This is a genomic window from Streptococcus sp. LYSM12, from assembly GCF_004569635.1.
Taxonomy (GTDB): Bacteria; Bacillota; Bacilli; order Lactobacillales; family Streptococcaceae; genus Streptococcus.
Genome location: NZ_SPOZ01000014.1, coordinates 47,381 through 74,025, shown reverse-complemented (window position 1 = coordinate 74,025; position 26,645 = coordinate 47,381). Strand labels below are relative to the sequence as shown.

Genomic DNA, 26,645 nt, shown 5'->3' with positions numbered 1-26,645 from the left:
TATATTGAGTTTTACAATACACGACGCTATCAGACCAAATTAAATAACCTGACTCCTATAGAATTCAGGAATCAGGTTGCTTAATATCTTTTATTATTTGACTGTCTACTTGACAGGGAGCCGTTCAGTTTCGGTTGTCCTTGCTCCTTTATTTTGGGTTTGGCATATGAACTAGAAACGTTACTGAGAAAGCTGGGACTTATGTCCCAGCTTTCTCACTTTATGAACCGAATGATGTTGACGCAGCGGTTACTTGCTTTATAGTCATTTCGTTTATCTTTTGTTACTTCGTTCACTCGCTTTGCCGTACTCCAGTACAGCCAGCAGCCCCTTGCCTAGTACTAAAAGTAAACGAAATGACTATAAAAGCTATCCTGCCGTTGAATGTTGGAAATGAACGGCTGCTCTTTTTTATTTTAAGAGAACAGGCTAAAAAGCTCCACTGGAGCTTTTTACTCGTATTTGTTCGTGTTTCCCACTTCAAATCTGACCTCTACGACTACTGCGAACTTGTTGGCTTCATTTCCAACCTCCAACAGTCACTGCTCTGACTGTTGGAGCTGTGCGGGGGTGGGAGTAAAACGGTCTGGGAATAGACCGTTTCAGCCCGAAGCTAGAATGCAGGAAATAAGGTAGAAATTGAACTCTTTCTTATGTGTTTTGAGTTCTTTTCCACTCCCTCTTTTTGTTAAAATGATTTAAGAATGTTCATATCGTCACTCAGTTTATCTTTTGTTACTTCGTTCACTCGCTTTGCCGTACTCCAGTACAGCCAGCAGCTCGATGCCTAGTACTAAAAGCGAACTAAACGACTATAACATGATACAATAAAAGGAAGTTATAGTCATTTCGTTTCTATTTTTATTACTTCGTTCACTCGTCTTGCTGTACCATTGAGAAAAGTTACACTTTTCTTATCTGTCACTTGAAATAGTTATCAACTATTTCAACTACCTGCGACTCCTTGCCTAGTACTAAAAAGAAACGAAACGGCTATATTTAAAAAAATTGACATGTTTTGACTTATGGACAATTCTTGTAGGTGCTACAAAAAATTGTGTCCTTAACTTTAAAGCATTTCCGTTTTATAATGAATCTGTAAATAGCAACTCAAGGAAAGTCTTGATAAATGCGGTAATGAAGCTAGTTAGGGTGATTTGACCGATGATGTTGAGATTTTCAATGAGTCTATAAAAACAACGGAGGTTGAAAAACATGTCGGATTGGTTAGCTATTCATGACAAGGTATATGTCGTGACAGGTGGTAGCTCAGGGATTGGGCTTGCGATTGTGAAAGGGTTGTTGAAACAAGGAGCCAAGGTCGCAAATTTTGATATTCGTGATTCAGAGGTGAGCCATGAGAACTTGTTCTTTGTCGAAACCAATGTGACCAGTCACCAGGCGGTCAAAGAAGCAGTGGCTAAAGTGGTAGAACATTTTGGTACTGTAGATGGCTTAGTTAACAATGCAGGAATTAATATTCCCAGCTTGTTGGTTGATGTGGCAGAAGAAGCTGGACAGTATGAGCTAAATGAAGAAAAGTTTGATAAGATGGTCTCTATCAACTTCAAAGGTCTCTTCTTCGTGTCGCAAGAAGTAGCGCGTATTCTTGCGACCAAGAAATCAGGTGTCATCATTAATATGGCTTCAGAAGCAGGGCTAGAAGGTAGTGAGGGGCAAAGTATTTATGCTGCGACCAAAGGTGCGGTTTATTCTCTCACCCGTTCATGGGCGAAAGAACTCGCCAAACACGGTATCCGCGTGCTTGGTATCGCTCCAGGAATTATGGAAGCAACTGGACTTCGTACCTTGGCTTATGAAGAAGCTCTTGCCTATACTCGTGGAAAGACGGTTGAGGAATTACGCGCAGGCTACAATAACACCAGCACTATTCCATTGGGGCGCAGTGGTCGTTTGAACGAAGTTGCAGACTTGGTGTGTTACTACCTATCTGATCGTGCAAGCTATATCACGGGAGTCACCACAAATGTAGCAGGTGGAAAAACAAGAGGATAAAGAGGGATTATGAGTCTAGAATTAAATAAAAAGGCATTGTTATATTATTTATCATCTCATGCAAGTGTTAGCTATGAGGTGCTAAGTGGCAGGCTTCAATGTTCTAGACGTACCCTTAAACTACTGATTGAATCGCTATTATATAGCTATGATCATATCTTTTCTATACAGGAGATGAATGGCAAGCTGTCTATTAGGATACATGATGAAGCTGCTTTTAAGGTCTTGGTAACGGAAGATTTATTATTATCTACGGATCTTAATTCGTTCCATAAGCGTCAAGCGATTTTCTTCCAAATTCTCTTAGAAGCAGATGACTATCTTTCAGCAGATACGATAGCAGAGCAGCTAGGAATTAGTCGGCGTAGTCTCACCCGAGACATCAATCGTATGAAAGTGGTCTTAGAAACCTATCGGTTGAGAATTGTGTCCAAATCAGGTGTCGGGATTCAGCTGGTAGGATCTGAATTATCCAAGCGCCTCCTCTATCTCTATGAGGTCATGGATTATTTAGAGACCAAGTTAGAGTTACCCAAAGAATTGATGGAAACCTATAGGGACTTTGTACAGTACCATCGTTTTCCAATTGATGTCGAGCGGACCTTTCATTCTACTTTGCTTCTGACGGTTTTACGCCGCAAGCATCACTTGAATGAAATGGATTTTACTTGGTTTACCAGCCAGCAAACTCTTGATTTACCAACTATTTTCTACGATATTTTGTCCTACTTTATGGAGAGACCCCTGACCAAGACAGAGAAGGAATTTTTAACTTTCCCTATGCAATTAGGCCTACTTCCAGCAGAGATTGCGCGGGTAGAAATCCTTGAAATGGCAGAGCGTATCTTATATCAGACGGTGCGAGAGTTTGGCATTACGCTTGATATTCAAGAAAGCGCTCAGGTCTTGCAACGACATTTGGTTTATATGCTCAATCGTAGCGTTATGAAATGGCGTTTTGCAGAAGTCAGTCTGCGGGAGCAACTGATTCAAAGTTCCTTTTCAAAAATTGTATCTCAATTTTTCGTGGATCGTGTCGTTGACATGACAGGTATCAGCATTTCAGAAAAAGAAGTGGTATTATTAGCAGCTTGGATGGAGTTGTTGATGGCTAGAAAGAGCAAGCCCTTGATTGGTCGGGTCGCGGTGATCACCCAGTCAGGTCAGTCTTTTCATTATTTGGTTGAAACACAAATTCGCCAAATTTTTGGCGAAGCTGTGCAGCTCGATTTTCTGGATTTTGTCAATCACCTGCCCTATGAAGAATTAAACAAGCACTATGATTTGATTTTTACAGATAATCTCATGTACAGCCAAAACCTTTTCCAACCGTTCTTGTCCTTGTCGCTTGTGACCAAGGAAAATCAGGCTGAGCGGGAAGCTCTGGAGAGAACGGTGCTGGGACGAAAGATTGGAATGTACAGCCAGGTCATCAATGTGCAGTTTGATGAATGCCAAACTTATGAGCAAAACCTAGAGCTTTTGCTAGCTGAAATGGTGGAGAAACAGCTGATTTCAAGCGAAGCAGGTCAGAAATTGAGGGATAAGGAAGCTAACCATTCAGCTATTTCAGAAGACGGCTATGCTTTTCCACATTTGACAGATACTAGTTTGAACCAGTTGATCGTTGTGGTGTCAGAAGAATTTCCCTTTGCCTTAGAAACCAGGGCTGGACAGACTATTTCCGATTTCATTTTACTCTTTGTCCCGGTAGAATTGGATGATTTTAATCAGGATTTACTGTTTAAAATTTTTGACAATACTTTCCGCATGAGTGGTGAAACGCATATCAAGGAACGCTTGGGGCTAACTCATTCGTTTGAAAGAATTCGGATTTGTAAGCAAGAAAGGAGTAACAATGGGTAATGTGTATATCTTAGGGGCGGTTGTCATTGCAGCCTATATTTTCCAAATCATTTTTGGATTGCGTCAAATCAAGCATTTTAATCAGACCTATTCAGAAATGAAAAAAATAGGACGTGTAGCCATTGGTCGCAGGAGTGGTCGCATTAAGGCAGGAACCATTGTTCTTTTTGCAGTTGATAAAAAGGGGCGTATTCTTGATGCTCGTAGAATGCAGGGAATAACAGTAGCAGCACGTTTTAAGCAGATGTCGGACTATGTGGGGCAAGATATCCATTATCTGGATAGCTATCATCCTCTTGTACGAAAAGAAAATAAGTTATTGCAAATTGCCATTGAAGATGCGCGGGAAGTATTTGTTCGGTCTGAGGCAGGCAACTATCGGGAAGTCCCGAAAGTTGCACCAGTCATAGACTTCACAACTCATTTAAAAATGCTTTTAGCACGAATCAGATTTCAATTAACCAAAGAATAATGCATAGGTACAGAAAATGAGTCACAGGCTAGGCAACAAAGCGGCAGGTAGTTGAAAGTAGGAAATGCAACTACTTTTCTCAACAGTTGTCAATAACGGATGTCTGATGCTGAGTTTCAAAGAGGACACATGATTATTTGCTGTTTAGCTCTCATTATAGAATAGAATTTGGGTTATAAGGTGCTGCCAAAAGGAAGCAGCTATTGTAAACCTTGATTACTTACGGATACGGATACCCTCAGAGGGACATTCGAATGCCCTTAATATCTTAAAAAGGAGTCCATTATGGAATATATTGTAAAATTTGCCGAAGGGTTTATCAGACTCTTCCAATTAGGTGGTGAAACCTTTCTCAGCTGGATGACAGGGATTGTTCCTGTGGTTCTCATGCTCTTGGTAGCCATGAATACGGTGATTGCCCTTCTTGGGGAGGAAAGGGTGCATCGTCTTGCTCAAGTTTCTGCTAAAAATCCCCTCACTCGTTACATGATTTTACCATTTATCTCAGCTTTCATGCTTGGAAATCCAATGGCGATCAGTATGGGACGTTTCTTACCTGAGTATTATAAACCAGGATTTGTCGCAGCACAGATGCAATTCTGCCATACCTCAAATGGAGTTTTTCCTCACATCAATCCGGGTGAATTGTTTGTTTATCTCGGAATTGCAACAGGTATCCAAACGCTTGGTCTCAATCAAACAGAGTTAGCCATTCGTTATTTATTAGTTGGTTTGGTGATGAACTTTATCGGTGGCTGGGTGACAGATTTTACAACTGCTTATGTTGCAAGACAACAAGGCATCACCCTTAAAAAGACATTTGACTAAGAAAAGAGGATGAGATAATGACATACAAGAGCATTCAAGTTGTAAAAGGTAGTGGTGGTTTTGGGGGTCCGCTTGTGATTACCCCAACAGAAGCAAAGCACAAATTCATCTATATTACTGGTGGTGGTGAAAAACCAGCTATTGTAGATAAAATTGCAGAATTAACCGGCATGGATCCAGTCAATGGTTTTAAAACATCCATTCCAGATGAAGAAATTGCCCTTGCCATTGTAGATTGTGGAGGTACCCTTCGATGTGGGATTTATCCAAAGAAAGGCATTCCAACTATTAATGTAGTGCCGACAGGAAAAAGCGGTCCTCTAGCCCAGTATATTACGGAGGACATCTACGTATCAAATGTCGGTGTGGACCAAATCAGCTTGGCAGATGGTTCAGCGGCGACAACACCAGTAACAGCTACTGAAGTGAAAAAACCAAGCTATGACACTTCTAAAAAGATTACAGAACAGCGTGCTGAATCTAGCCTTATCGCCCGTATTGGTATGGGAGCTGGCAAGGTCGTTGCTACCTTTAATCAAGCAGCGCGTGAGGCGATTCAAACCATGCTCAACACCATTTTGCCTTTCATGGCCTTTGTATCTCTTCTTATCGGGATTATCCAAGGTTCTGGTGTCGGAAACTGGCTTGCTAAATTGATGGTACCGCTCGCTGGAAATGTTTGGGGCTTGGTGATTATCGGATTTATCTGTTCTCTCCCGTTCCTTTCTCCACTCTTAGGGCCTGGTGCTGTTATCAGTCAAATCATTGGTACCTTGATTGGCGTGGAAATCGGAAAAGGAAATATCCCTCCACAAATGGCACTTCCGGCCCTCTTTGCTATCAATACGCAAAACGGATGTGACTTTATCCCTGTTGCTCTCGGCTTGTCAGAAGCAGAAGCAGAAACTGTTGAGGTAGGAGTACCAGCTGTGCTCTACTCCCGTTTCTTGAACGGCGTACCACGTGTTATAGTGGCCTGGTTAGCAAGCTTTGGTCTTTATAGCTAATACTCGCAAATATACCCGATATAAGAGCGTATCGTCATTTCGTTTCTATTTTTTATTACTTTGTTCACTCGTCTTGCTGTACCATTGAGAAAAGTTCCACTTTTCTTATCTGTCACTTGAAATAGTTATCAACTATTTCAACTACCTGCGACTCGTTGCCTAGTACTAAAAATAAACGAAACGGCTATATAGAAGCAGATACGTACTCAAAAGGATTTCCGTGGTTTAAAATGAGCACGTTCATAACAGCTACGGTAAAGATAGCCGAACAGAGTTTTTATTTAATAGGTCCCGACAGTCTATTCTTAGACTGTTGGTAAACCTCATTGATGATAGCTCGGTTCCGTCACCTAGGAAATGCAGTGAATAGCTAGCTACCTGTATTTCCACTAATTTGCGGTCATTTTTTCACTGACCTTGCTCTCTGGTTTTTAGGCTCAGGTAGAAATAGTCACTTCCCAGACCATTTCTATTCCAGAGGGCACTGAGGGAACTCATCTGTAACTAGCTAAAGCGAGAACACCTGTGTCCCTTTTTACACAATTCTTAGGTTGTGTTCCATTCGTTACCGATCGACTTTTAGAGCATAGACGTATAAATGATACACATGATCATTTCATCTCTTTTAGTAACTCGATTTGTTTCATATAGTCATTTCGTTTACTTTTAGTACTAGACAAGGAGCTGCAGGCTGTACTAGAGTACGGCAAAGTGAGTGAACGAAGTCATAAAAGATAAACGAAATGACTATACCAGTTAGGTTTGAATCATGTTACCCTGTCTTGTATTAAAAGGAGATGAAATGACGCAAGAACATTAGAATAGGAAGATAGATGAATGACAAAAATTTTTGAAACAGAGATTGTAAGTATCGGAGAACAAGCTCCAAACATGATTGAAGAAGCAAATATGCTCATTTTATTCGGAATGGAAGCGCCAGCTGATTTGGCTGATTACTGCTACAAGATTAGTAACAAGGATTTGTCAGGTTCGATTGCCCCAGGTACACGCTTGGTTATTGATGGCGTGGAGTATTCTGTTACAGCAGTTGGAAATATTGTCGAGCAAAACCTATCTGCTTTAGGCCATATCACCATTGCCTTTGATGGTTCCCATAAAGAATCGCTTCCAGGAACCCTTCATGTGGAAGCAGGACAAGTGCCCCCCCTCCAAGAAGGTAGCGTGATTGAATTTGTTATTTAGTGGGGTAAGATGAAAGTAAGCGGAAACTTGTGAAGTACATCACAAGTTAAAACGCGAGGGGACTTTTTATGATAGAGTCTTTTCGTTTACTTTTAGTACTAGGCAAGGAGCTGCAGGCTGTACTTAGAGTACGGCAAAGCGAGTGAACGAAGCAATAAAAGATAAACGAAATGACTATATAAGTGATTTTCTCCAGTTCCCAAGGTAGCAGTAACCATAATATGCCAGAAAACCGTCCACAAACCCTGTCAGGTAGTGGTTGCGAGATGTTGATGTATCTAAAAGTTCGATAAAGCAAAGCATAAAGAAAACACCCAAGGTTGTCGCCATGGGTGTTTCTTGTGCGTGTTTAAGGCAGCCAGGTGAGATTAGTTGTTGTATTATGGGGGGTAGCTATTCTGTAACCATGCTGGATTTCTCATTTTTAGGTTTGATTTGGTCTTGTATTGTTTTCCTACTTTTTCTTTCATAGGTCAAGAGTGAACAGTTATAGTCTTTAGTACTAGACAAGGAGCTGCAGCCTGTACTTAGAGTACGGCGAAGCGAGTGAACGAAGTCATAAACGATAAACGAAACGACTATATTTCCCTGTCTGACCTTGTTTTCTAGTCTGTTGCTTTAGCAAACATCATTCGCGGGATGATGTTAGTTCTTGAAAGTTTAGTTTGAAAAATCTATAATAAAGGAAAAAGAGGTAATAAATGACGAAAAAGAAATTACCAATCAATGGAAAAACGGTTGGAAAAGTGGCAAAGATATTTGATATGATTCCAGATACAACTCGGGTGATTGGCGAGGCTGTTCATGCAGTTGTTCCATTGGTGGATAAGGTCTTGGAGCAGAATTATCAGAAGAAGAACCGTCTGGTCCAGCTCCCCAATGTGGTAGACATGGACATCGTGGAGGCACAAACTCATCTGGAAGAACAGGGTTTTGTGGTTAGTAAAATTCTTGCTAAACCTCATCAGCGTTATGCTAAAAAACAAGCCAATGAAGTGGTGGCTATGCTTCCCAAGTCAGGCAATATGGAACCTGGAACCCTAATCAAACTTTATTATGTCAGTCAAGACGTGATTGAGGCCAGCGACCAGACTATTGTTCTGCCTAATCTAATCGGGCTTCCTATAGAAGAAGCCCAAGAACATCTGCAAGAACTAGGTTTGAAACCGATTGTTATTGCTTTGCATGCGCAAGCTAGGTATGCTAATCAACAAACCAATACAGTCCTTGACATGCAACCAAAGCCTAATGTATTGGTGTCGAGTGTTCTAAAAGGAAGTTTTGTCAAATTGCACTATCTGACAGAAGCAGGATTAGGTGAAAGTAAGACCATGGCTCAGAAAGCAGCGACTAAAAGATCGACCATTCCAAGATTGGTCAAAGAAATTCCGAAATTCTTGCCAATAAAGAAGAAAAAGTGAGGTTAAATCTTGATATTTTGGTAAGATTAGGACAGGCCAGAGGCATAAGAGGAAAGTGGCGCTTGGTCATCGATGACAACAGAATTCTCTAAAATAGCAAAGTCCACATCGTCAACTTCTTCATCTTATGGTGAAAACATTGAAAGAGCCAACAATCGTTTCTCTTTTGGAGAAGCGATTGTTGACTATCGGTGATATGAAGAATGATCAGACGCCTATGTGGCAGACTATGGTGAATAGATTGGCTTTTGTAGTTGAAGAAAGGGAACATATGGAAAAATCAAGCATTCGTAAAAGCATGCTTACTCGCTTAAAAAACTTGTCTGAGCAAGAAAGACAGGCATGGGGTGAGTGGGCTTGCCAAGCGATTAGCGAATTAGTGGCCTATCAAGAAGCAAGGACGATTGCGACCTTTTTATCCATGCCCCATGAAGTGGATACGGCACATTTGATTAAACGAGCGCAACGTGATGAGAAGCGAGTCCTTATCCCTAAAACCTACGCTAAGGGTCGGATGGTCTTTGTGCCCTATGATGCACATGATGTGATGCTCAGTTCTTTTGGTGTTTGGGAGCCGCAGTCTGATGAGGCAGTGGGGGCATCAGAGATTGACGTGATTCATGTGCCGGGGCTTGCCTGGAATGAAGCAGGTTATCGGATTGGTTATGGTGGGGGTTTTTATGACCGCTATCTGGAAGATTATCAAGGGATGACCGTCAGCACGATTTATGATTTTCAACGATGTTATTTTATCGAAGAAACATTTGACCAAGCAGTAAGAAAGGTTTTATGCTATGAAAGAAATAATCAATAAACGCTATCCCGTAACGAATATCTTGTTACTCGTGACAGCTCTCGTCTTTGTGGCCATGCAGATCTTGCGTTTTGGAGAGGCAACGACAGCGCAGACCATCTATGACTTTGGGGGTATGTATGGTCGCATGGTGAAATTGGATCCGAGCCAGTTGTGGCGCCTGGTTTCCCCAATTTTTATCCATATAGGCTGGGAGCATTTTTTCTTCAATAGTATGACCCTCTACGTTTTCGGTTATCAATTAGAAGAAATCTTTGGTTCGCAACGTTTCTTCGTTCTTTATTTCCTATCAGGAATTATGGGGAATATCTTTACCCTCTTTTTGACACCTGACGCGGTAGCAGCAGGTGCTTCCACCTCCTTATTTGGACTTTTTGGAGCTATGATTGTTCTACGTTATTATAGCTCAAATTCCTATTTGCAGCTTTTGGGACAACGCTATATCGCCTTGCTTCTGATCAATCTCATTTTAGGTTTTTTTAATCCTGAAATCAGTCTAGTAGGTCACATTGGTGGAGTAGTTGGAGGTGCTTTGGCAGGTGTGTTTTTACCACCCTTAGCGGATCCTTATTTATTTTCCACCCACCAGAAACGACGAGTATTTTTGCTCTATATTGCACTGGCAGTCGGCTTGATTTTTGTCAGTTTCAGTCTATGATTTTAAGAAGCTATCAAAAGCCTGACGGATTGGATAGATTTTAGAAAACGTATCGTTGCGTATGTCAAACGTCCTATTCAACGATACGTTATTGTTTGAAGTGGCAGGACCATGCAATTGGACGAGGAAAGAGGAATACTACTATCTATATATTTTTTGTAGCTCAAGTTCGACGGAGGTTGCACCGATGTCATCTTCTTTGTAGACGTTTATCATTTTATTAAATCCTACTGAATTCCAAAAACGTAAACCCAGGTAATTATTGGCTGAAACAACTAGTTCTGCCTTTTTTAATTGAGCGGGATTGTATCTATTTTCCAATTCTTTGATCGCTAGCTTTCCCAGACCAAGATTTCTAAATTTTTTAGAAATATAAAAGTGTAAAATATAGTAGCTAGACGGGGAATCATTAAACACCCATAAATACCCAATAATTGTCTCTCCATAATAGATGCTGAAACAATAGCAATTTTCTGCGGGAATATCGGGAATTAGGTCATTGATGGGGATAAGTGGTTTTAAAGGGTCTCGTCCCTCTATTTTGTTAAAATATGGTTTTGCTTCTTTAAAGACACGGTAAAGAGCGGTTTTTTCAGTGTTTTCTGACTCTTTTAAAATAATTGCTTTCATATCATAGTTTCCTGATAAACTTCTAAATGTTAATAGATACGGTAGAGTCTCGTTTTGGTTTCTTGTATATAGTATATCATAAGACTATCTAAGCAAGATGTTATTCATGTATAGAGATAGGATGATGACTATATAGACTTTTATGATTTAGTTGGATTTTACAAATTTGGGAGTATACATCGGTCCGTTCTATCCGTAGTTGAACTACTAGAAAGAATTCGTGACTTTTTTATTTTTTCTCTTCTAATTTTTTACCAAGTTCGATGAGATATTGTTTCAAATCATCCTTGACTTGCGGATGTTGCAAAGCATAGTCAATCGATGTCTTCATGAAGCCAAATTTATCCCCTACATCGTAGCGGTTGCCTTTAAACTCGCGGGCAAAGACACGTTGCGTCTTATTGAGCGTATCAATGGCATCTGTCAATTGAATCTCATTTCCTGCCCCGGGTTTTTGATTTTCCAGAATATCAAAGATTTCAGGAGTGAGGAGGTAGCGACCGATGATTGCAAGGTCAGATGGTGCGTCTTCAGGTGCAGGTTTTTCTACAAATGTATCTACGCTATATAGACCATTGATCCCCTCACTTTGTGGAGCAATAACCCCATATGAAGATACTTCTTCATGGGGAACCGGCATTACCGCAATGGTGGAGGCATGTGTCTTTTCATAATCATTCATCAACTGCTTAGTGAGCGGAATTGTTTTTTTATTGGTGATGTCCATTAAATCATCCCCGAGCATGACGACAAAGGGTTCATTTCCAACAAAGGCCTTGGCCTGTAAGACGGCATCACCTAAGCCCCGAGGATGGCTTTGGCGGATGAAGTGCAGGCGAATACCTGTTGTTTCGTCAACTAATTTTAAAAGGTCATTTTTTCCTTTTTCTTTAAGATTATATTCCAATTCAAAATTAGAGTCAAAATGGTCTTCAATGGAGCGTTTTGATTTTCCAGTAACGACTAAAATATCTTCAATTCCTGAAGCAAGTGCCTCTTCGACAATGAATTGAATGGTTGGTTTGTCCACAATTGGCAACATTTCTTTTGCCAAGGCCTTGGTAGCAGGTAGGAAGCGAGTTCCCAATCCAGCTGCTGGAATCACGGCTTTTCTAACTTTTTTTGCCATATTTTTCTCCTTTATGACCATTCATTTTCCTGACGGAATTCGCTAGACATGATATGTTTGATTGCTTCGTCAATGCTAGCTCCTTGGTAGATGACACTGTAAATAGCTTGGGTAATCGGCATATAGACCCCGAGTTCTTGAGCCAGTTCGTAAGCGACTTTAGTAGTAGAAATTCCCTCGATGACCATGCCCATGTTGCGTTCGATGTCTTCCAACTTCTCACCGCGTCCGAGCTGATCCCCTGCCCGCCAGTTGCGCGAATGGATAGAGGTTCCAGTGACAATCAAGTCGCCAACTCCGGATAGACCGCTGTAGGTCAAGGGATTGGCTCCCATTTCAACTCCTAGTCGGGTGATTTCGGTTAGACCACGGGCGATAATGGCAGCCTTGGCATTGTCGCCATAACCGAGTCCATGAAGAGCACCGGCACCAACTGCAATGATATTTTTCAGTGCGCCAGCTGTTTCAACACCTATGACATCGTTGTTGGTATAGAGGCGGAAGTAGTGGTTGCTAAAAAGATTTTGGACATACTGGGCGCATTCTAAGTCTTTAGAAGCTGCTGAGATGAGGGTCAGGTCGCGAATAATGGTTTCTTCCGCATGACTTGGTCCAGATACCACGACAATCTCGCTCCGAAGTGTGGCAGGAATTTCTTCTTCTAGGACCGTAGACAGGCGTTTGTGGCTTTCTGGCTCGAGCCCTTTAGAAGCATGCATGACCACTACCTTGTGATCCAGCGTTTCAGCGACTTGTTTTGCGACCAAGCGCATGACCTTGGTTGGCACGACCAATAACACTGCATCAACACCGTCTAGAGCTTCGCTCAACTCCTTATAAGCCTTGATAGCTGGATCTAGGACAATATCCTTGAAATAGCGTTTGTTGGTATGGAATTGATTGATTTCCTCGATTTGCTCAGGGACATTTCCCCAGATACGTACCTCGTGACCATTATCATTGAGAACCTGTGACAGGGCTGTTCCCCAGGAACCTGGACCGAGTACGGCAATTTTTTGTTTGTTCATCTTGCTTCCTCTCTTTGGGAATAATCAGTACTTCCATTCTATCATATTTGTGAAAAATTTGCATGAGGCAATTTTGTTCTCACATGGCATAGGTATGGAGAAAATAGATAAGATTAGACCACTTGTCTGAGTGAAAGACGGTGAAGTGATCAAGCATAGACATTCCATGAACTATTCAAGCTTGGTGGATTCTGCGTAGAATGATTATCATCAGTTTGTGTTTGGATAAATGAAAACAGCACCACGAGAGATGCTATTTTTGAACTATCATGCTGATAATTCCTACTAAGCCGGCGGTATCATATAGTCAGCTTAGAAAAGATGTTGCTGTCAAACTCCCCATAGATATTCCCAGCCTTTTTCTAATAATGCAGGTAGGTTCAATGTGGAAATAAACATTAATATGGTAAAAAGTAGTCTAAGATATTTTGCATATTTCATAATATGTTTCCCCCTAAAATGCGGTTTATTTTTATAAGAGTATGCGGCGGATAGTGCTGTGTATTTAAAGCGTGTTTGTAAGATGTAAACAATACTCACATCATAAGCGAGTACGTGTATCGTTTTCTGTCATAGATAGTCCCTTTCTAGTGCCCTATCTTGAACCTGTTTTCTATAGTAGGCTAATCTTCGTTTTCAGGGGAATATAGTCATTTCGTTTCTCTTATTCTTCGTTCACTCGCTTTGCCGTACTCCAGTATAGCCTCTAGTACTAAAAGCAAACGAAAAGACTAAACTATCTCATTTCAAGGATAGCTTCTTATTCTCAATCTGATAGAGATGAGTGGCGAGTTCACAAAGTCGCTCATCATGGGTCGCAATAATCAAGATTTTTCCAGCGGTTTGTTGCTCCTTGAAAAACTGAAGGACGAGTTGAACATTCTCTGGATCCAGATTGGCGGTTGGTTCATCTGCTAGTAAAATATCAGGGTCTAGAACCAGACTGCGAATAATGGCAACGCGTTGTTTTTGGCCACCGGAAATATCTCTGACTTTATGGGCTAAAATGTCTGTTACATCAAATTTCTTAGCCAAGTCTAGCACAGTTTGTTTAATAGTTTCAGCTGTTAGATGAGGATGATAGAGGGCGGGCAGAAGCAGATTTTCTTTCACAGAATAGTCCTGTATCAAAGCGAAATCCTGAGGGATATAGCCGATATGTTGGTTGCGAAAGGCACTCATGACCTCATCATCTTGAACAGCTATTTCGTTTCCTTTATAGGTATAGGACGTGATAGGGGCGGATTTTAAGCCTGCAAGAATATCCAAGAAAGTGGACTTGCCAACGCCAGATTTTCCCATGAGTACAATGACTTGTCCAGCGGACGCTTCAAAGTCTACATCTGTGAAAATATTCTTGTCTTGATAAGATTTGCTTAAACCTTTGATAACAATCATTGAAGTGCTCCTTTCAAACGATAGCAAGTCAAGAAATAAGTGAAACCTAGCAGGAGACTGTTGACGGCAGATAGGTATAGGGCATCAGCGAGAATAAGTCCAACTCCCATCGTCCATACGAGTAGGAAAAAGAGGAAAAGACCTACGAACATCGGTATGAGAAAGAGTCCTGTCGTATAGTAATAGAGTTGTTTTTGTGTTAAACCAATTAGTCGTAAAACAGCGAGCTCTTCTTGGCAAATCTTGAGCGTTGCCCCAATCAACCAAGCGACAATCAGATTTCCAAAGAGAAAAAGGATAAGGGAAACGATGGCTCCGAAGAAGAAATTTTTTAGGTAATAGTTTTTCTGAATCTGGTAGCGTTCTCGAATGGGTTGGATGGTGACTGGAAAGTGGCTGTCGCAAATAGCAGCTGAGAGTTGCTGATAGTCGATTTCATTCAAATCATGTACCAACAGGTCATCAAAGAAAAGTGGGGGTAATTCTTCCGAAAGCAAGGCTACCTGGAGGTCATTGTCTGTCATTGGGACTAGCTCGCCTCCCTGAAAATACTCTATTTTATGGGTGGCGAGTTGGTCTACATAGGGAGCTACTATCTGATAGAGGATTGTCCGTTCTTCTTTACTTGGCTCTGTTACCAGACCTCCAGTAGTCACGGGAGGATTGTAATACATTTCATAACTTCCCTTATCTCCTTCTGTTTTCATCATTTCTAACATTGGATAGACACGAATCAATTGACTTGCTTCGTTCCATAAGAAAAGATTCATCGAAAGAGTGATAAGGGCTAGTAGGCCAAAGAGATACCAACGTTTTTTGAACATCAAGAAATAGATACTTTTCATAGGTAGCTCCTTAAAAAGATAAAGTAGACCAATGAATTGGTGAGAAGAAGAATGAGACAACATTCCGTGAAAATGAAGATTTGTTTTCCTACGGTGACTTGTGTGACGAACAGGACACTTGTAAATAGGACAGTGTTTAAAGTCATAATGAGGGTTTGCATTTTCATATAGTCAGATAGAAAATCGATTTTTGATTTCCCTAGTAGATGATGGACATAGATCGTTTTTTTGTGAGAGAACAGGATGATAGATGTAATAATATAGTTTATAACTGATAAGAAAATAAAAGGGAAAAAGATCCTTTTTCCATAATAAATGTAAAAGGAGAGCACTAACATTGTCCCAATATCTAATACTGCTAATGGCAATAGGTAGTTGTTGAGATGTTGTTTCATAGCTCTCCTTTTATCAGTTATAGTTTATAAGTAAAGGTTGTTTTAGGAGCCCAAGGGTTCATAGAGTCCCAAATGGTGACGCTGTCGTACACTTTTCCATTATCGGTTCTCCAGTTATCTTTGTAAGCTACTGCTGAACCAATAAAAGAACCGTTACGATAGTATTTTATCCAAGCGCTATTTCCTCGTTGATTAGTCCAAGCTTCTCCTACATAATAAAGTTGAAAGTGTTCAGTATTTTTGACCCCATGTGCATTGTTTCCGTAAGTAGCAGCAAAGGCCGTAATTCCGTAGGTAGTTGTAGCTAGTAGTGTGCCTAACAGTATGAATTGTCTAAGTTTTTTCATGGTATGTTCCTTTCTTTCGGATAGGCTAATAAGATTGCGGTCTTATTCACTCAATCCGTAGGTTCCTTTATTTTTCCTTTCTAGAATGAATAAGAGATGCGTTTATAAATTATGATTCCGTGTTCCTATTAAAAGGACGGGTAAAAGATAGGTAGCACTGATTATATAGTCGTTTTCATGAATTCACAATTCTTTTTTCTTTTACAATATGATATCATATATGTATAGAGTTTTTAGAAAATGTAAACAATATTCACATCATAAGGAGGTGCCTGTGATGCGCTGGGATTTTGGTACAGTATTAAAGGAGATTCGACAGGGAAAAGGGTTGACACAGCGAGCGATTTGTGGTGATTTTCTATCGCGCACGACTCTCTCGAAAATTGAGAATAATAAAGAAGTACCTAATTTAGAGAAATTTGAACATATCCTCCGACAGCTCGATATGAGCTTTGCAGAATTTGACTATATCTGTCATTATTATACTCCGACAGAGAGATCTAAGATTATTGAAAATTTTGAAAACTTTTCATCGAATGTGCGGAAAGGTAGTGAGTTTCAGGAAATGCTTGAGAAGTGTCATCATTATTTAGAAAGACATCAAGATATTCGAGTAGAACGAATTGCCAAGCTATACCAGTTATGTCTGTCCATTTGTCAAGACGGTATTGGAGATACTTCACGCATTCTCGCTCAAGAAATGTGGCAGGAATTAGAAAAATGCAATACATGGTATCTATCGGATCTTCGCAAATTAAATGCAGTTCTTATCTGCTTTTCACCTGCTCAAATGGAGAAGATTGCTGAAAAAGTGCTGCTTTCCTTAGAAAAGTACCGTGTTTTTCGTGGGTCTATTAGCAGTCAATTTTCTCTCTTAGCAAATATGGGAACTGTTTTTCTCCATGAAGGTGATGTTAAAAATTGCCTGAGGGTGACACAGAAAGCTCATGAACTGGCGAGAGACAGCCTGCGTGTTGATCAATTAGGATTTACCTGGGTACGTTTAGGAATCTGTCAGAATGATGATTTGATGATTCAAAAAGGGCTTGTTCTATTACGAACTGCTGATTTGAGCGATATGGCGGACCGCTTGGAAACAGAAGTGGCAGAATACGGTGTGTCAGAAAGGAAGTGATGGCCTACCTCCCTTTTCATCATTTTTTACGAATATTATAGTATAATGGTAGGTGACTGTAGACTATTTGAAATGTTAGGAGATAGACATGAAACAACGTGGATTTGAATTAGTATCGCACTTTACAGATGAGAGCTTGCTACCAAAGCGAGAAACAGCGCATGCAGCGGGCTATGACTTGAAAGTAGCAGAGCGTATAGTGCTTGCCCCAGGTGAGATTCAGTTAGTGCCAACGGGTGTCAAAGCCTATATGCAGACAGGTGAGGTGCTTTATCTCTATGATCGTTCGTCTAATCCCCGCAAGAAAGGGTTGGTCTTGATTAACTCGGTCGGTGTGATTGATGGTGATTATTATGGTAATCCAGCTAATGAGGGGCATATCTTTGCTCAAATGCAAAATATTACCGATAAGACAGTTGTGCTTGAAGTTGGGGAGCGAATTGTCCAAGCGGTCTTTGCTTCATTTTTATTAGTAGACGGTGATGAAGCAACAGGAACGCGTACAGGCGGTTTCGGCTCAACGGGGAATTAAGCATGGCAAAGAAAAAAGCAACCTTTGTCTGTCAAAATTGTGATTATCATTCCCCTAAATATCTAGGACGTTGTCCTAACTGTGGCACCTGGTCCTCTTTTGTGGAGGAAGTGGAAGTTGTAGAAGTTAAAAATGCGCGAATATCCTTGACAGGGGAGAAGACTAGACCGATTAAACTGAATCAAGTAACTTCGAGCAATGTTACCCGCGTTGAGACCGATATGGCAGAATTTAATCGTGTTCTTGGTGGTGGTGTGGTACCAGGTAGTCTTGTTCTAATTGGTGGAGATCCAGGAATTGGGAAGTCTACTTTGCTATTACAAGTATCAACTCAGCTGGCCAGTCGCGGGACTGTTCTTTATGTTAGTGGGGAGGAGTCGGCGGAGCAAATCAAGTTGCGGAGCGAACGCCTCGGTGATATTGACAATGAATTTTACCTCTATGCTGAGACCAATATGCAGAGTATTCGAGCGGAGGTGGAGAAGATTCAGCCTGATTTTTTGATTATCGACTCTATCCAGACGATTATGAGTCCTGAGATTGCAAGTATTCAAGGTTCGGTCAGCCAGGTTCGAGAGGTAACAGCGGAATTGATGCAGATTGCTAAGACCAACAATATTGCTACCTTTATCGTGGGACATGTGACTAAGGAAGGAACGCTTGCAGGACCGCGTATGCTAGAACATATGGTGGATACTGTATTGTATTTTGAAGGAGAACGCCAGCATACGTTTCGTATTTTGCGTGCGGTGAAAAATCGTTTTGGCTCGACCAATGAAATAGGAATTTTTGAGATGCAGTCGGCCGGGTTGGTGGAGGTTCTAAATCCTAGTCAGGTCTTTTTGGAAGAGCGATTGGATGGAGCAACGGGATCTGCAATTGTGGTGACCATGGAGGGGACGCGCCCTATTTTGGCGGAGGTTCAGGCCTTGGTGACACCGACCATGTTTGGCAATGCCAAGCGAACAACGACAGGGCTTGATTTCAATCGAGCCAGTCTTATCATGGCAGTTTTAGAAAAGCGGGCCGGTTTGCTCCTTCAAAATCAAGATGCCTATCTCAAGTCAGCAGGTGGTGTTAAGCTAGATGAGCCAGCGATTGACTTGGCTGTTGCGGTTGCGATTGCTTCTAGCTATAAGGACAAGCCAACCAATCCTCAAGAATGCTTTATTGGAGAAATTGGTTTGACAGGTGAAATCCGCCGAATCAACCGCATAGAGCAACGGATGAACGAGGCTGCTAAGTTAGGTTTTACTAAAATTTACGCTCCGAAAAACTCCCTTATCGGTCTTGAAATTCCCAAAGGCCTCACGGTCGTTGGCGTGACTACTATTGGCGAGGTCTTGCAGAACGTTTTTGGTTAGGAGTTTTTGCAAGACAGCGTCTATCTGTTCATTTGAAATAGGAATACGATACCAGCGTTAAAGTATTGTATAAACTTCTTTGTTGTTCGGGGATGTTTCTAAGTGGCCATGTTTTCTCAACAGGATAAAGGCGCTTTCTGCCAATAGCAACAAGGTTAGTTCTTTTATTTCGAGTGACGGTATATAGAAAAAAGCTAGACATTCCAACTTGAATTTCTAGCTTTTTGATTATGTCTACCTCAAAACATTCGGAAGTAACAGCGCGAAACGCTCTTTTCAAAGCTTAAGCACTGACAAAAGCTTGGGAACATGGTAGCCTAGTATGAAAGGAACATGGTGTTTAGGAAAGGAGTTTTTATGTCCTATTTTCAGAATTTTATGAAGGCTAATCAGGCCTATGTTGATTTGCATGGTACGCACCATTTGCCCTTGAAGCCTAAGACTAAAGTGGCGATTGTGACTTGTATGGATTCGCGCTTGCATGTGGCGCAAGCTCTGGGGCTGGCGCTTGGGGATGCTCATATCCTACGGAATGCAGGAGGGCGCGTCACAGATGATATGATTCGCTCGCTCGTTATTTCTGAGCAACAGCTGGGGACTCAGGAAATTGTAGTTTTACACCATACGGATTGTGGAGCCCAGACCTTTACAAATGAGGTTTTTCAAGAAGAGTTACAAGAAAAATTCGGTGTAGATGTATCACATCAGGACTTTTTACCCTTTACAGATGTGGAAGAAAGTGTTCGTGAAGATATGGACTTGCTTCGCAAGTCACCGTTGATTCCAGATGATATCGGTATTTCTGGCGCCGTCTATGATGTTGATACGGGACGTATGACAGAAGTTGTGTAATCTTCGTTTAGATGTATCTATATATTGGTTGAGTGGCTCCATTTCCTCATTTTCAGGCTCAAAAGTCCTTTTTTGATGTCTGTTACACATAAGGTTTCTGATTTAACTGTAAAATGGTTGATTTCATAATGTGCTTAACCAAGTGTATTGAAACATTTTAAAAAATCAACCAAATGAACATGGGCTAAGGGCTGTACAAGAAAGAATGACGACGGTTATAGGCTATATCTACTTACAGATAGACTTCCTTTAGGGGGTGTACTTTCTTTGTGGAAATATTTTATAGTAATCTGGTTTGAAGAGTATGAAGCTGTTGCTCAAAAGAAAGAGGTTTTGTGGGAACTTTCCTTTCAGGTCATCAGAATGACCACTTAGCCTTAAAAAGTAACCAGTCATTGAAAGGGACTTGTATTTGGAAGAAATCTTGTTATAATACATGTAGAAAAGCAAGGAGGGCATTATGAAAATACGGATTGAGCTGGATGATAGCTTGGACGATGTGGAAGTAATCATTAAGACAGCTAGTTTGACGGATCAAGTTCATCAGTTGCAACAGCTCTTGTCCCAGGTGAAGCACCCCTCTTTGGTTTTTTATAAGGATGCGAGTGAATATTTTGTTAGGTTAGAGGAGATTTTATTTTTCGAGACAGACGGTGGGAAGATTTTTGCTCATTCAAGGACGGACGCTTATGAGGTCAGATTAAAATTGTATGAGTTGGAGGAAATCTTGCCGATAATCTTCTGTAGGATTTCCAAGTCCAGCATTGCAAATGTTCGGTCGGTGTATTCGCTGGATAAGTCCTTTTCGGGGACTAGTCGGATTCGCTTTGCGGATACGCACAAGGTAGTCCATGTTTCACGTCGCTATTATCAGTTATTAAAAGAAAGATTGCAGGAGTTGAGGTAGTCTTATGAAAAAGTATGTATTGGGAATTGGCTTGTTGGTCTTGTCTGGTTTGGTCTTGTTCCAAAATTATTTGCTACGGATTGATGTAACTATATGGAAGCTGGCTTTTATTCTGGCATTCGCAGCAGGCTTAGTAAATAATCTGATCCAAAAAAGATTGCATGGGAGTTTCTTTTTTGGTACAGGACTTTTTATCTTGCTGAACAAGCAGTACCATTTTTTGGCAGTGGATACGAAAACGGTCGTTATGGGTGCTATATTAGCCTATCTTGGTGTTAGCATTCTCTTAAAGCCAAAGCAGGGAGATATCCGTTTATTTACTCATTTGAAATCCAAATCAACTGGGAAAAGTGCCTGGGTAGAAGATGAGAATAATATCGCCTTTGGTAGTTCAACCCGCTATATTCATGATACACATTTTACGTATGGAAATGTTGATGCAGCCTTTGGGAATGCGACCATTTATTTTAATCATACTGTTATGGCTGGTGAAGAAGCAACCTTTGAAGTAGATGCAGCCTTTTCAACGATTCACCTTTATGTACCAGAAACATGGTTGGTTCAGGTCAAGGCGGATAAGGCATTCAGTACCATTCAGCAAGCATCTCAGCCTACAGTATTTGAAAAGAAGCTTGTGGTCAAAGCAGATTTGGCATTTTCCAACCTTGTCATTGTCAGCTCGTAATAAATCAGCGCTTGTGGCTGATTTTTTGGTTTAAAGCGAGGGATATGTGCTATAATAGGAGCTAGTGAATGTTGACAAGGAGAGTATTGTAAATGACAAAAACGATTCGTGTGCGCTATGCACCAAGTCCAACGGGATTTCTACATATTGGGAATACTCGTACAGCCTTATTTAATTATCTTTTTGCACGCCATCATGGCGGAGCTTTTATCATTCGGATTGAAGATACTGACCGCAAACGTCATATTGAAGATGGTGAGCGTTCGCAGCTTGAAAATCTACGCTGGTTAGGAATTGACTGGGATGAAAGTCCAGAAACCCATGCTCAATACCGCCAATCAGAACGTCTTGCAATCTATCAAAAGTATGTCGATGAGCTCTTGGAAAAAGGCTTGGCCTACAAGTCATATGTGACAGAAGAAGAATTGGCAGCAGAGCGTGAGCGCCAAGAGGCAGCTGGTGAAACACCGCGCTATATCAATGAATACCTCGATATGTCAAACGAAGAAAAGGCAGCCTATATCGCAGAGCGCGAGGCTGCGGGAATTATTCCGACTGTTCGTTTGGCGGTTAATGAAGCGGGTATCTACAAGTGGACGGATATGGTAAAGGGCGAGATTGAATTTGAAGGTGGCAATATCGGTGGTGACTGGGTTATTCAGAAGAAAGACGGCTATCCGACCTATAACTTTGCTGTGGTGATCGATGACCATTTGATGGAAATTTCTCATGTTATCCGTGGGGATGACCACATTGCGAATACTCCAAAACAGCTCATGGTCTATGAAGCTCTTGGTTGGGAAGCACCAGAGTTTGGTCATATGACCTTGATTATCAATGCTGGGACAGGTAAAAAGCTGTCGAAACGTGACCCAAATACAATGTCCATTGAGGCCTATCGGAAAAAAGGTTATTTGCCAGAAGCTATTTTTAATTTTGTCACTTTGCTTGGTTGGACACCAGGGGGTGAAGAGGAACTCTTCTCTAAGGAAGAAATTATTCGTTTATTTGATGAAAGCCGTTTGAGCAAGTCTCCAGCTTCTTTTGATTCTAAGAAACTCGATTGGATGAGCAATGAGTATATCAAAAATGCAGACTTTGAAACGATTTTTGAAATGGCAAAACCTTACCTAGAAGAAGCAGGTCGTTTGACAGATAAGGCTGAAAAACTGGTGGAGCTTTACAAGCCACAAATGAGGTCAGTCGATGAGATTGTACCGTTGACAGATTTGTTCTTTGATGATTTCCCAGCCTTGACAGAGGTTGAAAAAGAAGTCATGGCAGGTGAAACTGTGCCAACGGTTCTCGCTGCTTTCAAGGAAAAATTAGAGGCCATGTCTGATGAAGATTTCAAGTCTGAAAACATCTTCCCACAAATCAAGGCAGTTCAGAAAGAAACGGGTATCAAAGGGAAAAATCTCTTCATGCCAATTCGTATTGCCGTTTCAGGTGAAATGCATGGACCAGAATTGCCGGACACTATCTACCTACTCGGCCGTGAAAAATCTATCCAACACTTGGATAACATGTTACACAAGATACAAGGGCATTAGACACGAGTTTCACTCGTTTTATCTCCCATCTTCAACAGTCTTTTTAGACTGTTGAAGCGAGCAAAGCAAAAATAGGAAACACACCGAAGCAGCATGGACTTCTAGGCGTATTTAACTTTTTTGGACAGCTCGTAGCCCACGTTCAATTCATCAAGATACAAGGGCGTTTGACAAGACTGGCAATAATCCCAGAGCTGCTTTTCAGAGTTTGTGTCAATATCCTGACGACAAACTGAATAAACAACTGAAAAATCGAAATTTGAGATAAACTTTATATAAACTCTACTCTTAGAACTGTTGATTTGGTGCAGTTTCTAAGAGTTTTTCTTTCTCAAAGAGAATAAAAAAGCTGAAGAAAATTGTGATAGACACCCCAAAAGTTAGATTTTTTCTATCTAACTTTTGGGGTGTTATAGTCATTTCGTTTATATTTTTATTACTTCGTTCACTCGTCTTGCTGTACTCCAGTACTACCTGCGACTCGTTGCCTAGTACTAACAATAAACGAAACGGCTATACCACACTTTTTTCAAAATAGTTGAGCTTTCCTTAAATCAAGAAGAGCATTGAGCAGAAATGAAAATACTTATTTCCTGCATTAGATAGGAAATAAGTATGTGATTGTTTTTGGTTTCAAGTTTTAGAGTGGAGTATGGTTGGCTATCTTTTATAGAGCTTCATTGGTTTTCAACTTCTTAGTATAATCCACCGCGGAAAGCTTCGGAAATACTATCATATTCGTAGTCTGAAGTGTCCACAGTCCATTGGCCTTTTTTATTGGTCAATTTTAAGCGGAAACCATTGCGATCACTCATGTCATTCGTCACTAATGGTGTTGAATCCAGCTGACTTGGAATCTGTTCGAGTAGATATTTTTCAGCTGCTTTAAGAGCGTCACTATAGTTATTGTATTCGTTCGCATGATCTTGAGCAAATTTAGAAACTAAATCATAGGTCTTCACATTTTCTAATCCAATCGTTTCAGGACGGATGTAGATGACGGCGCTATCTGGGAAAAACTCTTTCACTGTATAGGTTATCTTAGCGCGTTTTGCGTTTGCTTTGATATAAGCTTCTACAAAGGTACGAAGTTCTGCTTCGGATGGCTGATAGTTCATAAACTCACGGCCAAACTTATCTATAAAGGTTTTTGTAAATTCATTGCGTTCTTTTTCTACATCATTTGCTAACGCAAAGCCAGACTCAGATTGCTCCTCCGAAATGTCTTTATCTTTTTTATTTTCTTTATCCTTTTCATTAGAGGAACCCAAGGAAATAATCTCTGGCTTAGTGGAATTAGCACTTACATTGCTAGTACCACCGGTTGCTTCTCCGTTTAAAAATACACTAGTAATGTATTCTTTTGCGAGCTCGGCAACTTTTTCTTTCTCATCAGGATATTTAGAGGGGTCGATTTTAATCGTTATATCTTTAGTGTCTTTCTTTTCTAAATCGTAAGCAAAAGGAGAGTAGTGCATTTCATAGCTTTCTTCCTTAGAGTCTACTTCAAAAACAACATAGCCTGTTGTTATTTTTCCTTCAGATAGGCTTTCAAAACTAAGAGTTTTAAACTTATCATTGGAATCGTAAACGTTTAATGACTCTGTTTTTTCATCATCAGAGTTATAAAGCGTTATATCTGTCTTTGAAATTTCTAATTTTTTAGTACCCTTGTTTTTTATCTCGATATTCAAGGCCAAGTAGTGATTATCTGGGGATTCATCAGATGGCAGGACATACATTCCGTCCTTTACTCGAATTTCAACGGCACCATTACCACCAGACTCACCGTCTGTCGACGGTTTGGTACCTGAGCCACAGGCTGCTAGCACAGATGTAGCTAGGACTAACGAAACATAAGTAAACATCTTTTTCATTTGTAAATCTCCTTTACTTCTTCTATATTATTATATTATATTCCTTATCATTCGTCAATCTAAAATGGGTTCAATCTTAGGAAAAACGTACGTTTTTAACATTTTATATTCCTTATGTTCTAAAAACTGGGACATAGTACCTTGTTTCTTTATAAGGAGGCCTAACGTAAAAAGATTGTGGCTCATAACGAAAGGTTTGGAACGGGTACTTTCCGGCATTTGTTATAGGGAAAATCGAACATCAACATACTCATGGCAAGCGTAGGAACGCCTGTTATACTCGTTAAAAACAACTTCTTTCATCCGTAGATTAGCTTGCTGTACTTCCGTTCCACGTTCAGTTTCCGTGCTAGTCAGCGTTTGACTTTTATAGAGTATATCTTGTTTTGTTACAGGAATACGTTTTTAGATAGCTCTTCAAAAGCTAAAATGTTAGGAATTGACCTGCATAACTAGGCAGTTTATTGGCTTTTTTGAAAAATATGGTATAATGGAAGTAATTTTGAAAGATGGAGTTAGATTTTGAAGAAAACGTATCGTGTGAAGCGTGAACGTGATTTTAACGATATTTTTACACAGGGCAAAAATATAGCCAACCGGAAGTTTGTAATCTATCGATTGGCTAAGGAGCAAACGCATTTCCGAGTAGGTTTATCTGTCAGTAAAAAATTAGGAAATGCAGTGACGCGTAATGGAATCAAACGTAAAATTCGGCATGTTTTGATGGAGTGTGCTCCTTATCTAGTGACAGATGATTTTGTAGTCATTGCCCGTAAAGGGGTTGAGGAGTTGTCCTATCAAGAAATTAAGCAAAATCTTCTGCATGTTTTAAAACTAGCTAAATTATACCAGGAAGGTGTTCCTTTTGAAAAAGAAAGTTAAGTGGGCTAGTCTGCTCACCTTATCCTTGCTTTTACTGACGGCTTGTGGTAGGGGAGATGTGACCAGCCAATCGACAGATGCTTGGGAACGATTGATTTATTGGTTTGCAAGTATCATCAAACTATTGTCTATCAATGGACAACTGGGAGTAGGGATTATTCTCTTTACTATCTTAGTTCGGACTCTTCTCTTGCCGCTTTTCCAGCTACAGATGACCTCATCTCGGAAAATGCAAGAATTGCAACCTCAATTACGCTCCTTGCAAGAGCAGTATCCAGGAAAAGATTTGGAGAGCAGACAGTTGCTGACAGAAGCAACACGTAAGCTCTATAAGGACAATGATGTTAAGATGTCTGCATCCATGATGCCAGTCTTTATTCAGATGCCAATCTTGCTAGCTCTCTATCAAGCCTTGACGAGGGTACCAGATTTGCGGGTTGGGCATTTCCTTTGGTTGAATCTTGGGGATACAGATCCTTACTATATCTTGCCTATTCTAGCTACTGGTTTCACGTTCTTGAGCATGTGGTTGAGCAATAAGGCTGCGCTAGAACGCAATAGTGCGATGACAGTCATGATGTTTGCTATGCCGCTTATGATTTTATTGTTTGCCCTTTCGGCAGCGAGTGGAGTTACCCTCTACTGGACTGTATCAAACGCCTATCAAGTCTTCCAAATCTTAGCATTGAACAATCCTTTTAAAATCATTGCGGAGCGTGAGGCTAAGATGGAGGCGGAGCGGGAGCGTCAGGCAAAGATCCGAAAAGCTCAGAAAAAGGCTCGGAGAAAAAAATAGGATAT

The 26,645-nt window shown here is 40.7% G+C and carries 25 protein-coding genes; 18 read left to right on the top strand and 7 right to left on the bottom strand.

Translation table 11 applies throughout. The features are described 5' to 3' along the window. Nucleotides 1–1,215 precede the first annotated feature (1,215 nt). From E4T79_RS05985 to E4T79_RS05945, 9 genes are all read left to right on the top strand, one after another. Nucleotides 1,216–2,016, top strand: coding sequence for an SDR family oxidoreductase (locus tag E4T79_RS05985; protein WP_135028624.1), 801 nt, complete (start codon nucleotides 1,216–1,218; stop codon nucleotides 2,014–2,016). 9 nt (nucleotides 2,017–2,025) lie between these two features. Beyond that, complete coding sequence (locus tag E4T79_RS05980; protein WP_135028622.1) at nucleotides 2,026–3,882, top strand: HTH domain-containing protein; 1,857 nt, start codon at nucleotides 2,026–2,028, stop codon at nucleotides 3,880–3,882. Then, nucleotides 3,875–4,354 carry a transcriptional regulator GutM gene (locus tag E4T79_RS05975; protein WP_135028620.1) on the top strand — a complete coding sequence of 160 codons (480 nt, stop codon included), beginning with the start codon at nucleotides 3,875–3,877 and terminating at the stop codon, nucleotides 4,352–4,354. The genes E4T79_RS05980 and E4T79_RS05975 overlap by 8 nt, the downstream gene beginning before the upstream one ends. Before the next feature lie 285 nt (nucleotides 4,355–4,639). Continuing rightward, nucleotides 4,640–5,182, top strand: a complete 543-nt coding sequence (locus E4T79_RS05970) for a PTS glucitol/sorbitol transporter subunit IIC (protein ID WP_135028618.1) — start codon at nucleotides 4,640–4,642, stop codon at nucleotides 5,180–5,182. Between the two features lie 17 nt (nucleotides 5,183–5,199). Next, the gene (locus E4T79_RS05965; protein ID WP_135028616.1) at nucleotides 5,200–6,189 is read left to right on the top strand and encodes a PTS glucitol/sorbitol transporter subunit IIB; all 990 of its coding nucleotides are present in this window, start codon (nucleotides 5,200–5,202) and stop codon (nucleotides 6,187–6,189) included. Nucleotides 6,190–7,026: 837 nt separating this feature from the next. Next, complete coding sequence (locus E4T79_RS05960; RefSeq protein ID WP_135028614.1) at nucleotides 7,027–7,392, top strand: PTS glucitol/sorbitol transporter subunit IIA; 366 nt, start codon at nucleotides 7,027–7,029, stop codon at nucleotides 7,390–7,392. A 701-nt stretch (nucleotides 7,393–8,093) separates the two neighbouring features. Beyond that, nucleotides 8,094–8,813 carry a PASTA domain-containing protein gene (locus E4T79_RS05955; RefSeq protein ID WP_135028612.1) on the top strand — a complete coding sequence of 240 codons (720 nt, stop codon included), beginning with the start codon at nucleotides 8,094–8,096 and terminating at the stop codon, nucleotides 8,811–8,813. Between the two features lie 271 nt (nucleotides 8,814–9,084). After that, nucleotides 9,085–9,627: a 5-formyltetrahydrofolate cyclo-ligase gene (locus tag E4T79_RS05950; protein ID WP_135028630.1), complete on the top strand. Its 543-nt coding sequence runs from the start codon at nucleotides 9,085–9,087 to the stop codon at nucleotides 9,625–9,627. Continuing rightward, entirely contained in the window at nucleotides 9,608–10,285 is a 678-nt protein-coding gene (locus E4T79_RS05945; RefSeq protein ID WP_135028610.1) for a rhomboid family intramembrane serine protease, read from the top strand. The genes E4T79_RS05950 and E4T79_RS05945 overlap by 20 nt, the downstream gene beginning before the upstream one ends. Before the next feature lie 141 nt (nucleotides 10,286–10,426). Here the strand turns inward: E4T79_RS05945 and E4T79_RS05940 are convergent, their stop codons facing one another. From E4T79_RS05940 to E4T79_RS05915, 6 genes are all read right to left on the bottom strand, one after another. Next, entirely contained in the window at nucleotides 10,427–10,915 is a 489-nt protein-coding gene (locus E4T79_RS05940; protein ID WP_135028608.1) for a GNAT family N-acetyltransferase, read from the bottom strand. A gap of 229 nt (nucleotides 10,916–11,144) precedes the next feature. Further along, nucleotides 11,145–12,044 (bottom strand): UTP--glucose-1-phosphate uridylyltransferase GalU, encoded by a 900-nt coding sequence (gene galU, locus E4T79_RS05935; protein WP_135028605.1) that lies wholly within the window; start codon nucleotides 12,042–12,044, stop codon nucleotides 11,145–11,147. Nucleotides 12,045–12,055: 11 nt separating this feature from the next. Continuing rightward, nucleotides 12,056–13,072 (bottom strand): NAD(P)H-dependent glycerol-3-phosphate dehydrogenase, encoded by a 1,017-nt coding sequence (locus tag E4T79_RS05930; protein ID WP_135028603.1) that lies wholly within the window; start codon nucleotides 13,070–13,072, stop codon nucleotides 12,056–12,058. A 741-nt stretch (nucleotides 13,073–13,813) separates the two neighbouring features. Beyond that, the gene (locus tag E4T79_RS05925; RefSeq protein ID WP_135028601.1) at nucleotides 13,814–14,470 is read right to left on the bottom strand and encodes an ABC transporter ATP-binding protein; all 657 of its coding nucleotides are present in this window, start codon (nucleotides 14,468–14,470) and stop codon (nucleotides 13,814–13,816) included. Further along, nucleotides 14,467–15,315 carry a hypothetical protein gene (locus E4T79_RS05920; RefSeq protein WP_135028599.1) on the bottom strand — a complete coding sequence of 283 codons (849 nt, stop codon included), beginning with the start codon at nucleotides 15,313–15,315 and terminating at the stop codon, nucleotides 14,467–14,469. Before E4T79_RS05920 ends, E4T79_RS05925 begins: the two co-directional genes overlap by 4 nt. 412 nt (nucleotides 15,316–15,727) lie before the next feature. After that, the gene (locus E4T79_RS05915) at nucleotides 15,728–16,057 is read right to left on the bottom strand and encodes a hypothetical protein (RefSeq protein WP_135028597.1); all 330 of its coding nucleotides are present in this window, start codon (nucleotides 16,055–16,057) and stop codon (nucleotides 15,728–15,730) included. A 277-nt stretch (nucleotides 16,058–16,334) separates the two neighbouring features. Here E4T79_RS05915 and E4T79_RS05910 point away from each other — a divergent pair, with 277 nt between their 5' ends. The 7 genes from E4T79_RS05910 to gltX all read left to right on the top strand — a co-directional run bounded on the left by E4T79_RS05910 (nucleotide 16,335) and on the right by gltX (nucleotide 23,085). Next, nucleotides 16,335–17,192, top strand: a complete 858-nt coding sequence (locus tag E4T79_RS05910) for a helix-turn-helix transcriptional regulator (protein ID WP_135028595.1) — start codon at nucleotides 16,335–16,337, stop codon at nucleotides 17,190–17,192. Nucleotides 17,193–17,280: 88 nt separating this feature from the next. Beyond that, nucleotides 17,281–17,724 carry a dUTP diphosphatase gene (locus tag E4T79_RS05905; RefSeq protein ID WP_135028594.1) on the top strand — a complete coding sequence of 148 codons (444 nt, stop codon included), beginning with the start codon at nucleotides 17,281–17,283 and terminating at the stop codon, nucleotides 17,722–17,724. A 2-nt stretch (nucleotides 17,725–17,726) separates the two neighbouring features. Continuing rightward, nucleotides 17,727–19,088, top strand: coding sequence for a DNA repair protein RadA (radA, locus tag E4T79_RS05900; RefSeq protein ID WP_135028592.1), 1,362 nt, complete (start codon nucleotides 17,727–17,729; stop codon nucleotides 19,086–19,088). 357 nt (nucleotides 19,089–19,445) lie between these two features. After that, complete coding sequence (locus E4T79_RS05895) at nucleotides 19,446–19,940, top strand: carbonic anhydrase (RefSeq protein ID WP_135028590.1); 495 nt, start codon at nucleotides 19,446–19,448, stop codon at nucleotides 19,938–19,940. A 460-nt stretch (nucleotides 19,941–20,400) separates the two neighbouring features. Next, nucleotides 20,401–20,847, top strand: a complete 447-nt coding sequence (locus E4T79_RS05890; RefSeq protein WP_135028588.1) for a LytTR family DNA-binding domain-containing protein — start codon at nucleotides 20,401–20,403, stop codon at nucleotides 20,845–20,847. Between the two features lie 4 nt (nucleotides 20,848–20,851). Further along, nucleotides 20,852–21,532, top strand: coding sequence for a hypothetical protein (locus E4T79_RS05885; RefSeq protein WP_135028586.1), 681 nt, complete (start codon nucleotides 20,852–20,854; stop codon nucleotides 21,530–21,532). Between the two features lie 92 nt (nucleotides 21,533–21,624). Beyond that, nucleotides 21,625–23,085 (top strand): glutamate--tRNA ligase, encoded by a 1,461-nt coding sequence (gene gltX, locus E4T79_RS05880; protein ID WP_135028584.1) that lies wholly within the window; start codon nucleotides 21,625–21,627, stop codon nucleotides 23,083–23,085. Nucleotides 23,086–23,780: 695 nt separating this feature from the next. Here the strand turns inward: gltX and E4T79_RS05875 are convergent. Then, nucleotides 23,781–24,962, bottom strand: coding sequence for a DUF4352 domain-containing protein (locus E4T79_RS05875; protein ID WP_135028582.1), 1,182 nt, complete (start codon nucleotides 24,960–24,962; stop codon nucleotides 23,781–23,783). A 522-nt stretch (nucleotides 24,963–25,484) separates the two neighbouring features. On the opposite strand from E4T79_RS05875, the gene rnpA reads away from it, so the two are divergent. Continuing rightward, on the top strand, nucleotides 25,485–25,844 hold the full coding sequence (rnpA, locus tag E4T79_RS05870; protein ID WP_135028580.1) for a ribonuclease P protein component: 360 nt from the start codon (nucleotides 25,485–25,487) through the stop codon (nucleotides 25,842–25,844). Continuing rightward, entirely contained in the window at nucleotides 25,828–26,640 is an 813-nt protein-coding gene (locus tag E4T79_RS05865; RefSeq protein WP_135028578.1) for a membrane protein insertase YidC, read from the top strand. Before rnpA ends, E4T79_RS05865 begins: the two co-directional genes overlap by 17 nt. The last annotated feature ends 5 nt before the right edge of the window (nucleotides 26,641–26,645 follow it).

What these genes read in the sequence shown, in the direction of transcription:
- E4T79_RS05985 (WP_135028624.1), top strand. Translation starts at nt 1,216, where the DNA reads ATGTCGGATTGGTTAGCTATTCATGACAAGGTATATGTCGTGACAGGT.
- E4T79_RS05980 (WP_135028622.1), top strand. Translation starts at nt 2,026, where the DNA reads ATGAGTCTAGAATTAAATAAAAAGGCATTGTTATATTATTTATCATCT.
- E4T79_RS05975 (WP_135028620.1), top strand. Translation starts at nt 3,875, where the DNA reads ATGGGTAATGTGTATATCTTAGGGGCGGTTGTCATTGCAGCCTATATT.
- E4T79_RS05970 (WP_135028618.1), top strand. Translation starts at nt 4,640, where the DNA reads ATGGAATATATTGTAAAATTTGCCGAAGGGTTTATCAGACTCTTCCAA.
- E4T79_RS05965 (WP_135028616.1), top strand. Translation starts at nt 5,200, where the DNA reads ATGACATACAAGAGCATTCAAGTTGTAAAAGGTAGTGGTGGTTTTGGG.
- E4T79_RS05960 (WP_135028614.1), top strand. Translation starts at nt 7,027, where the DNA reads ATGACAAAAATTTTTGAAACAGAGATTGTAAGTATCGGAGAACAAGCT.
- E4T79_RS05955 (WP_135028612.1), top strand. Translation starts at nt 8,094, where the DNA reads ATGACGAAAAAGAAATTACCAATCAATGGAAAAACGGTTGGAAAAGTG.
- E4T79_RS05950 (WP_135028630.1), top strand. Translation starts at nt 9,085, where the DNA reads ATGGAAAAATCAAGCATTCGTAAAAGCATGCTTACTCGCTTAAAAAAC.
- E4T79_RS05945 (WP_135028610.1), top strand. Translation starts at nt 9,608, where the DNA reads ATGAAAGAAATAATCAATAAACGCTATCCCGTAACGAATATCTTGTTA.
- E4T79_RS05940 (WP_135028608.1), bottom strand. Translation starts at nt 10,915, where the DNA reads ATGAAAGCAATTATTTTAAAAGAGTCAGAAAACACTGAAAAAACCGCT.
- galU (WP_135028605.1), bottom strand. Translation starts at nt 12,044, where the DNA reads ATGGCAAAAAAAGTTAGAAAAGCCGTGATTCCAGCAGCTGGATTGGGA.
- E4T79_RS05930 (WP_135028603.1), bottom strand. Translation starts at nt 13,072, where the DNA reads ATGAACAAACAAAAAATTGCCGTACTCGGTCCAGGTTCCTGGGGAACA.
- E4T79_RS05925 (WP_135028601.1), bottom strand. Translation starts at nt 14,470, where the DNA reads ATGATTGTTATCAAAGGTTTAAGCAAATCTTATCAAGACAAGAATATT.
- E4T79_RS05920 (WP_135028599.1), bottom strand. Translation starts at nt 15,315, where the DNA reads ATGAAAAGTATCTATTTCTTGATGTTCAAAAAACGTTGGTATCTCTTT.
- E4T79_RS05915 (WP_135028597.1), bottom strand. Translation starts at nt 16,057, where the DNA reads ATGAAAAAACTTAGACAATTCATACTGTTAGGCACACTACTAGCTACA.
- E4T79_RS05910 (WP_135028595.1), top strand. Translation starts at nt 16,335, where the DNA reads ATGCGCTGGGATTTTGGTACAGTATTAAAGGAGATTCGACAGGGAAAA.
- E4T79_RS05905 (WP_135028594.1), top strand. Translation starts at nt 17,281, where the DNA reads ATGAAACAACGTGGATTTGAATTAGTATCGCACTTTACAGATGAGAGC.
- radA (WP_135028592.1), top strand. Translation starts at nt 17,727, where the DNA reads ATGGCAAAGAAAAAAGCAACCTTTGTCTGTCAAAATTGTGATTATCAT.
- E4T79_RS05895 (WP_135028590.1), top strand. Translation starts at nt 19,446, where the DNA reads ATGTCCTATTTTCAGAATTTTATGAAGGCTAATCAGGCCTATGTTGAT.
- E4T79_RS05890 (WP_135028588.1), top strand. Translation starts at nt 20,401, where the DNA reads ATGAAAATACGGATTGAGCTGGATGATAGCTTGGACGATGTGGAAGTA.
- E4T79_RS05885 (WP_135028586.1), top strand. Translation starts at nt 20,852, where the DNA reads ATGAAAAAGTATGTATTGGGAATTGGCTTGTTGGTCTTGTCTGGTTTG.
- gltX (WP_135028584.1), top strand. Translation starts at nt 21,625, where the DNA reads ATGACAAAAACGATTCGTGTGCGCTATGCACCAAGTCCAACGGGATTT.
- E4T79_RS05875 (WP_135028582.1), bottom strand. Translation starts at nt 24,962, where the DNA reads ATGAAAAAGATGTTTACTTATGTTTCGTTAGTCCTAGCTACATCTGTG.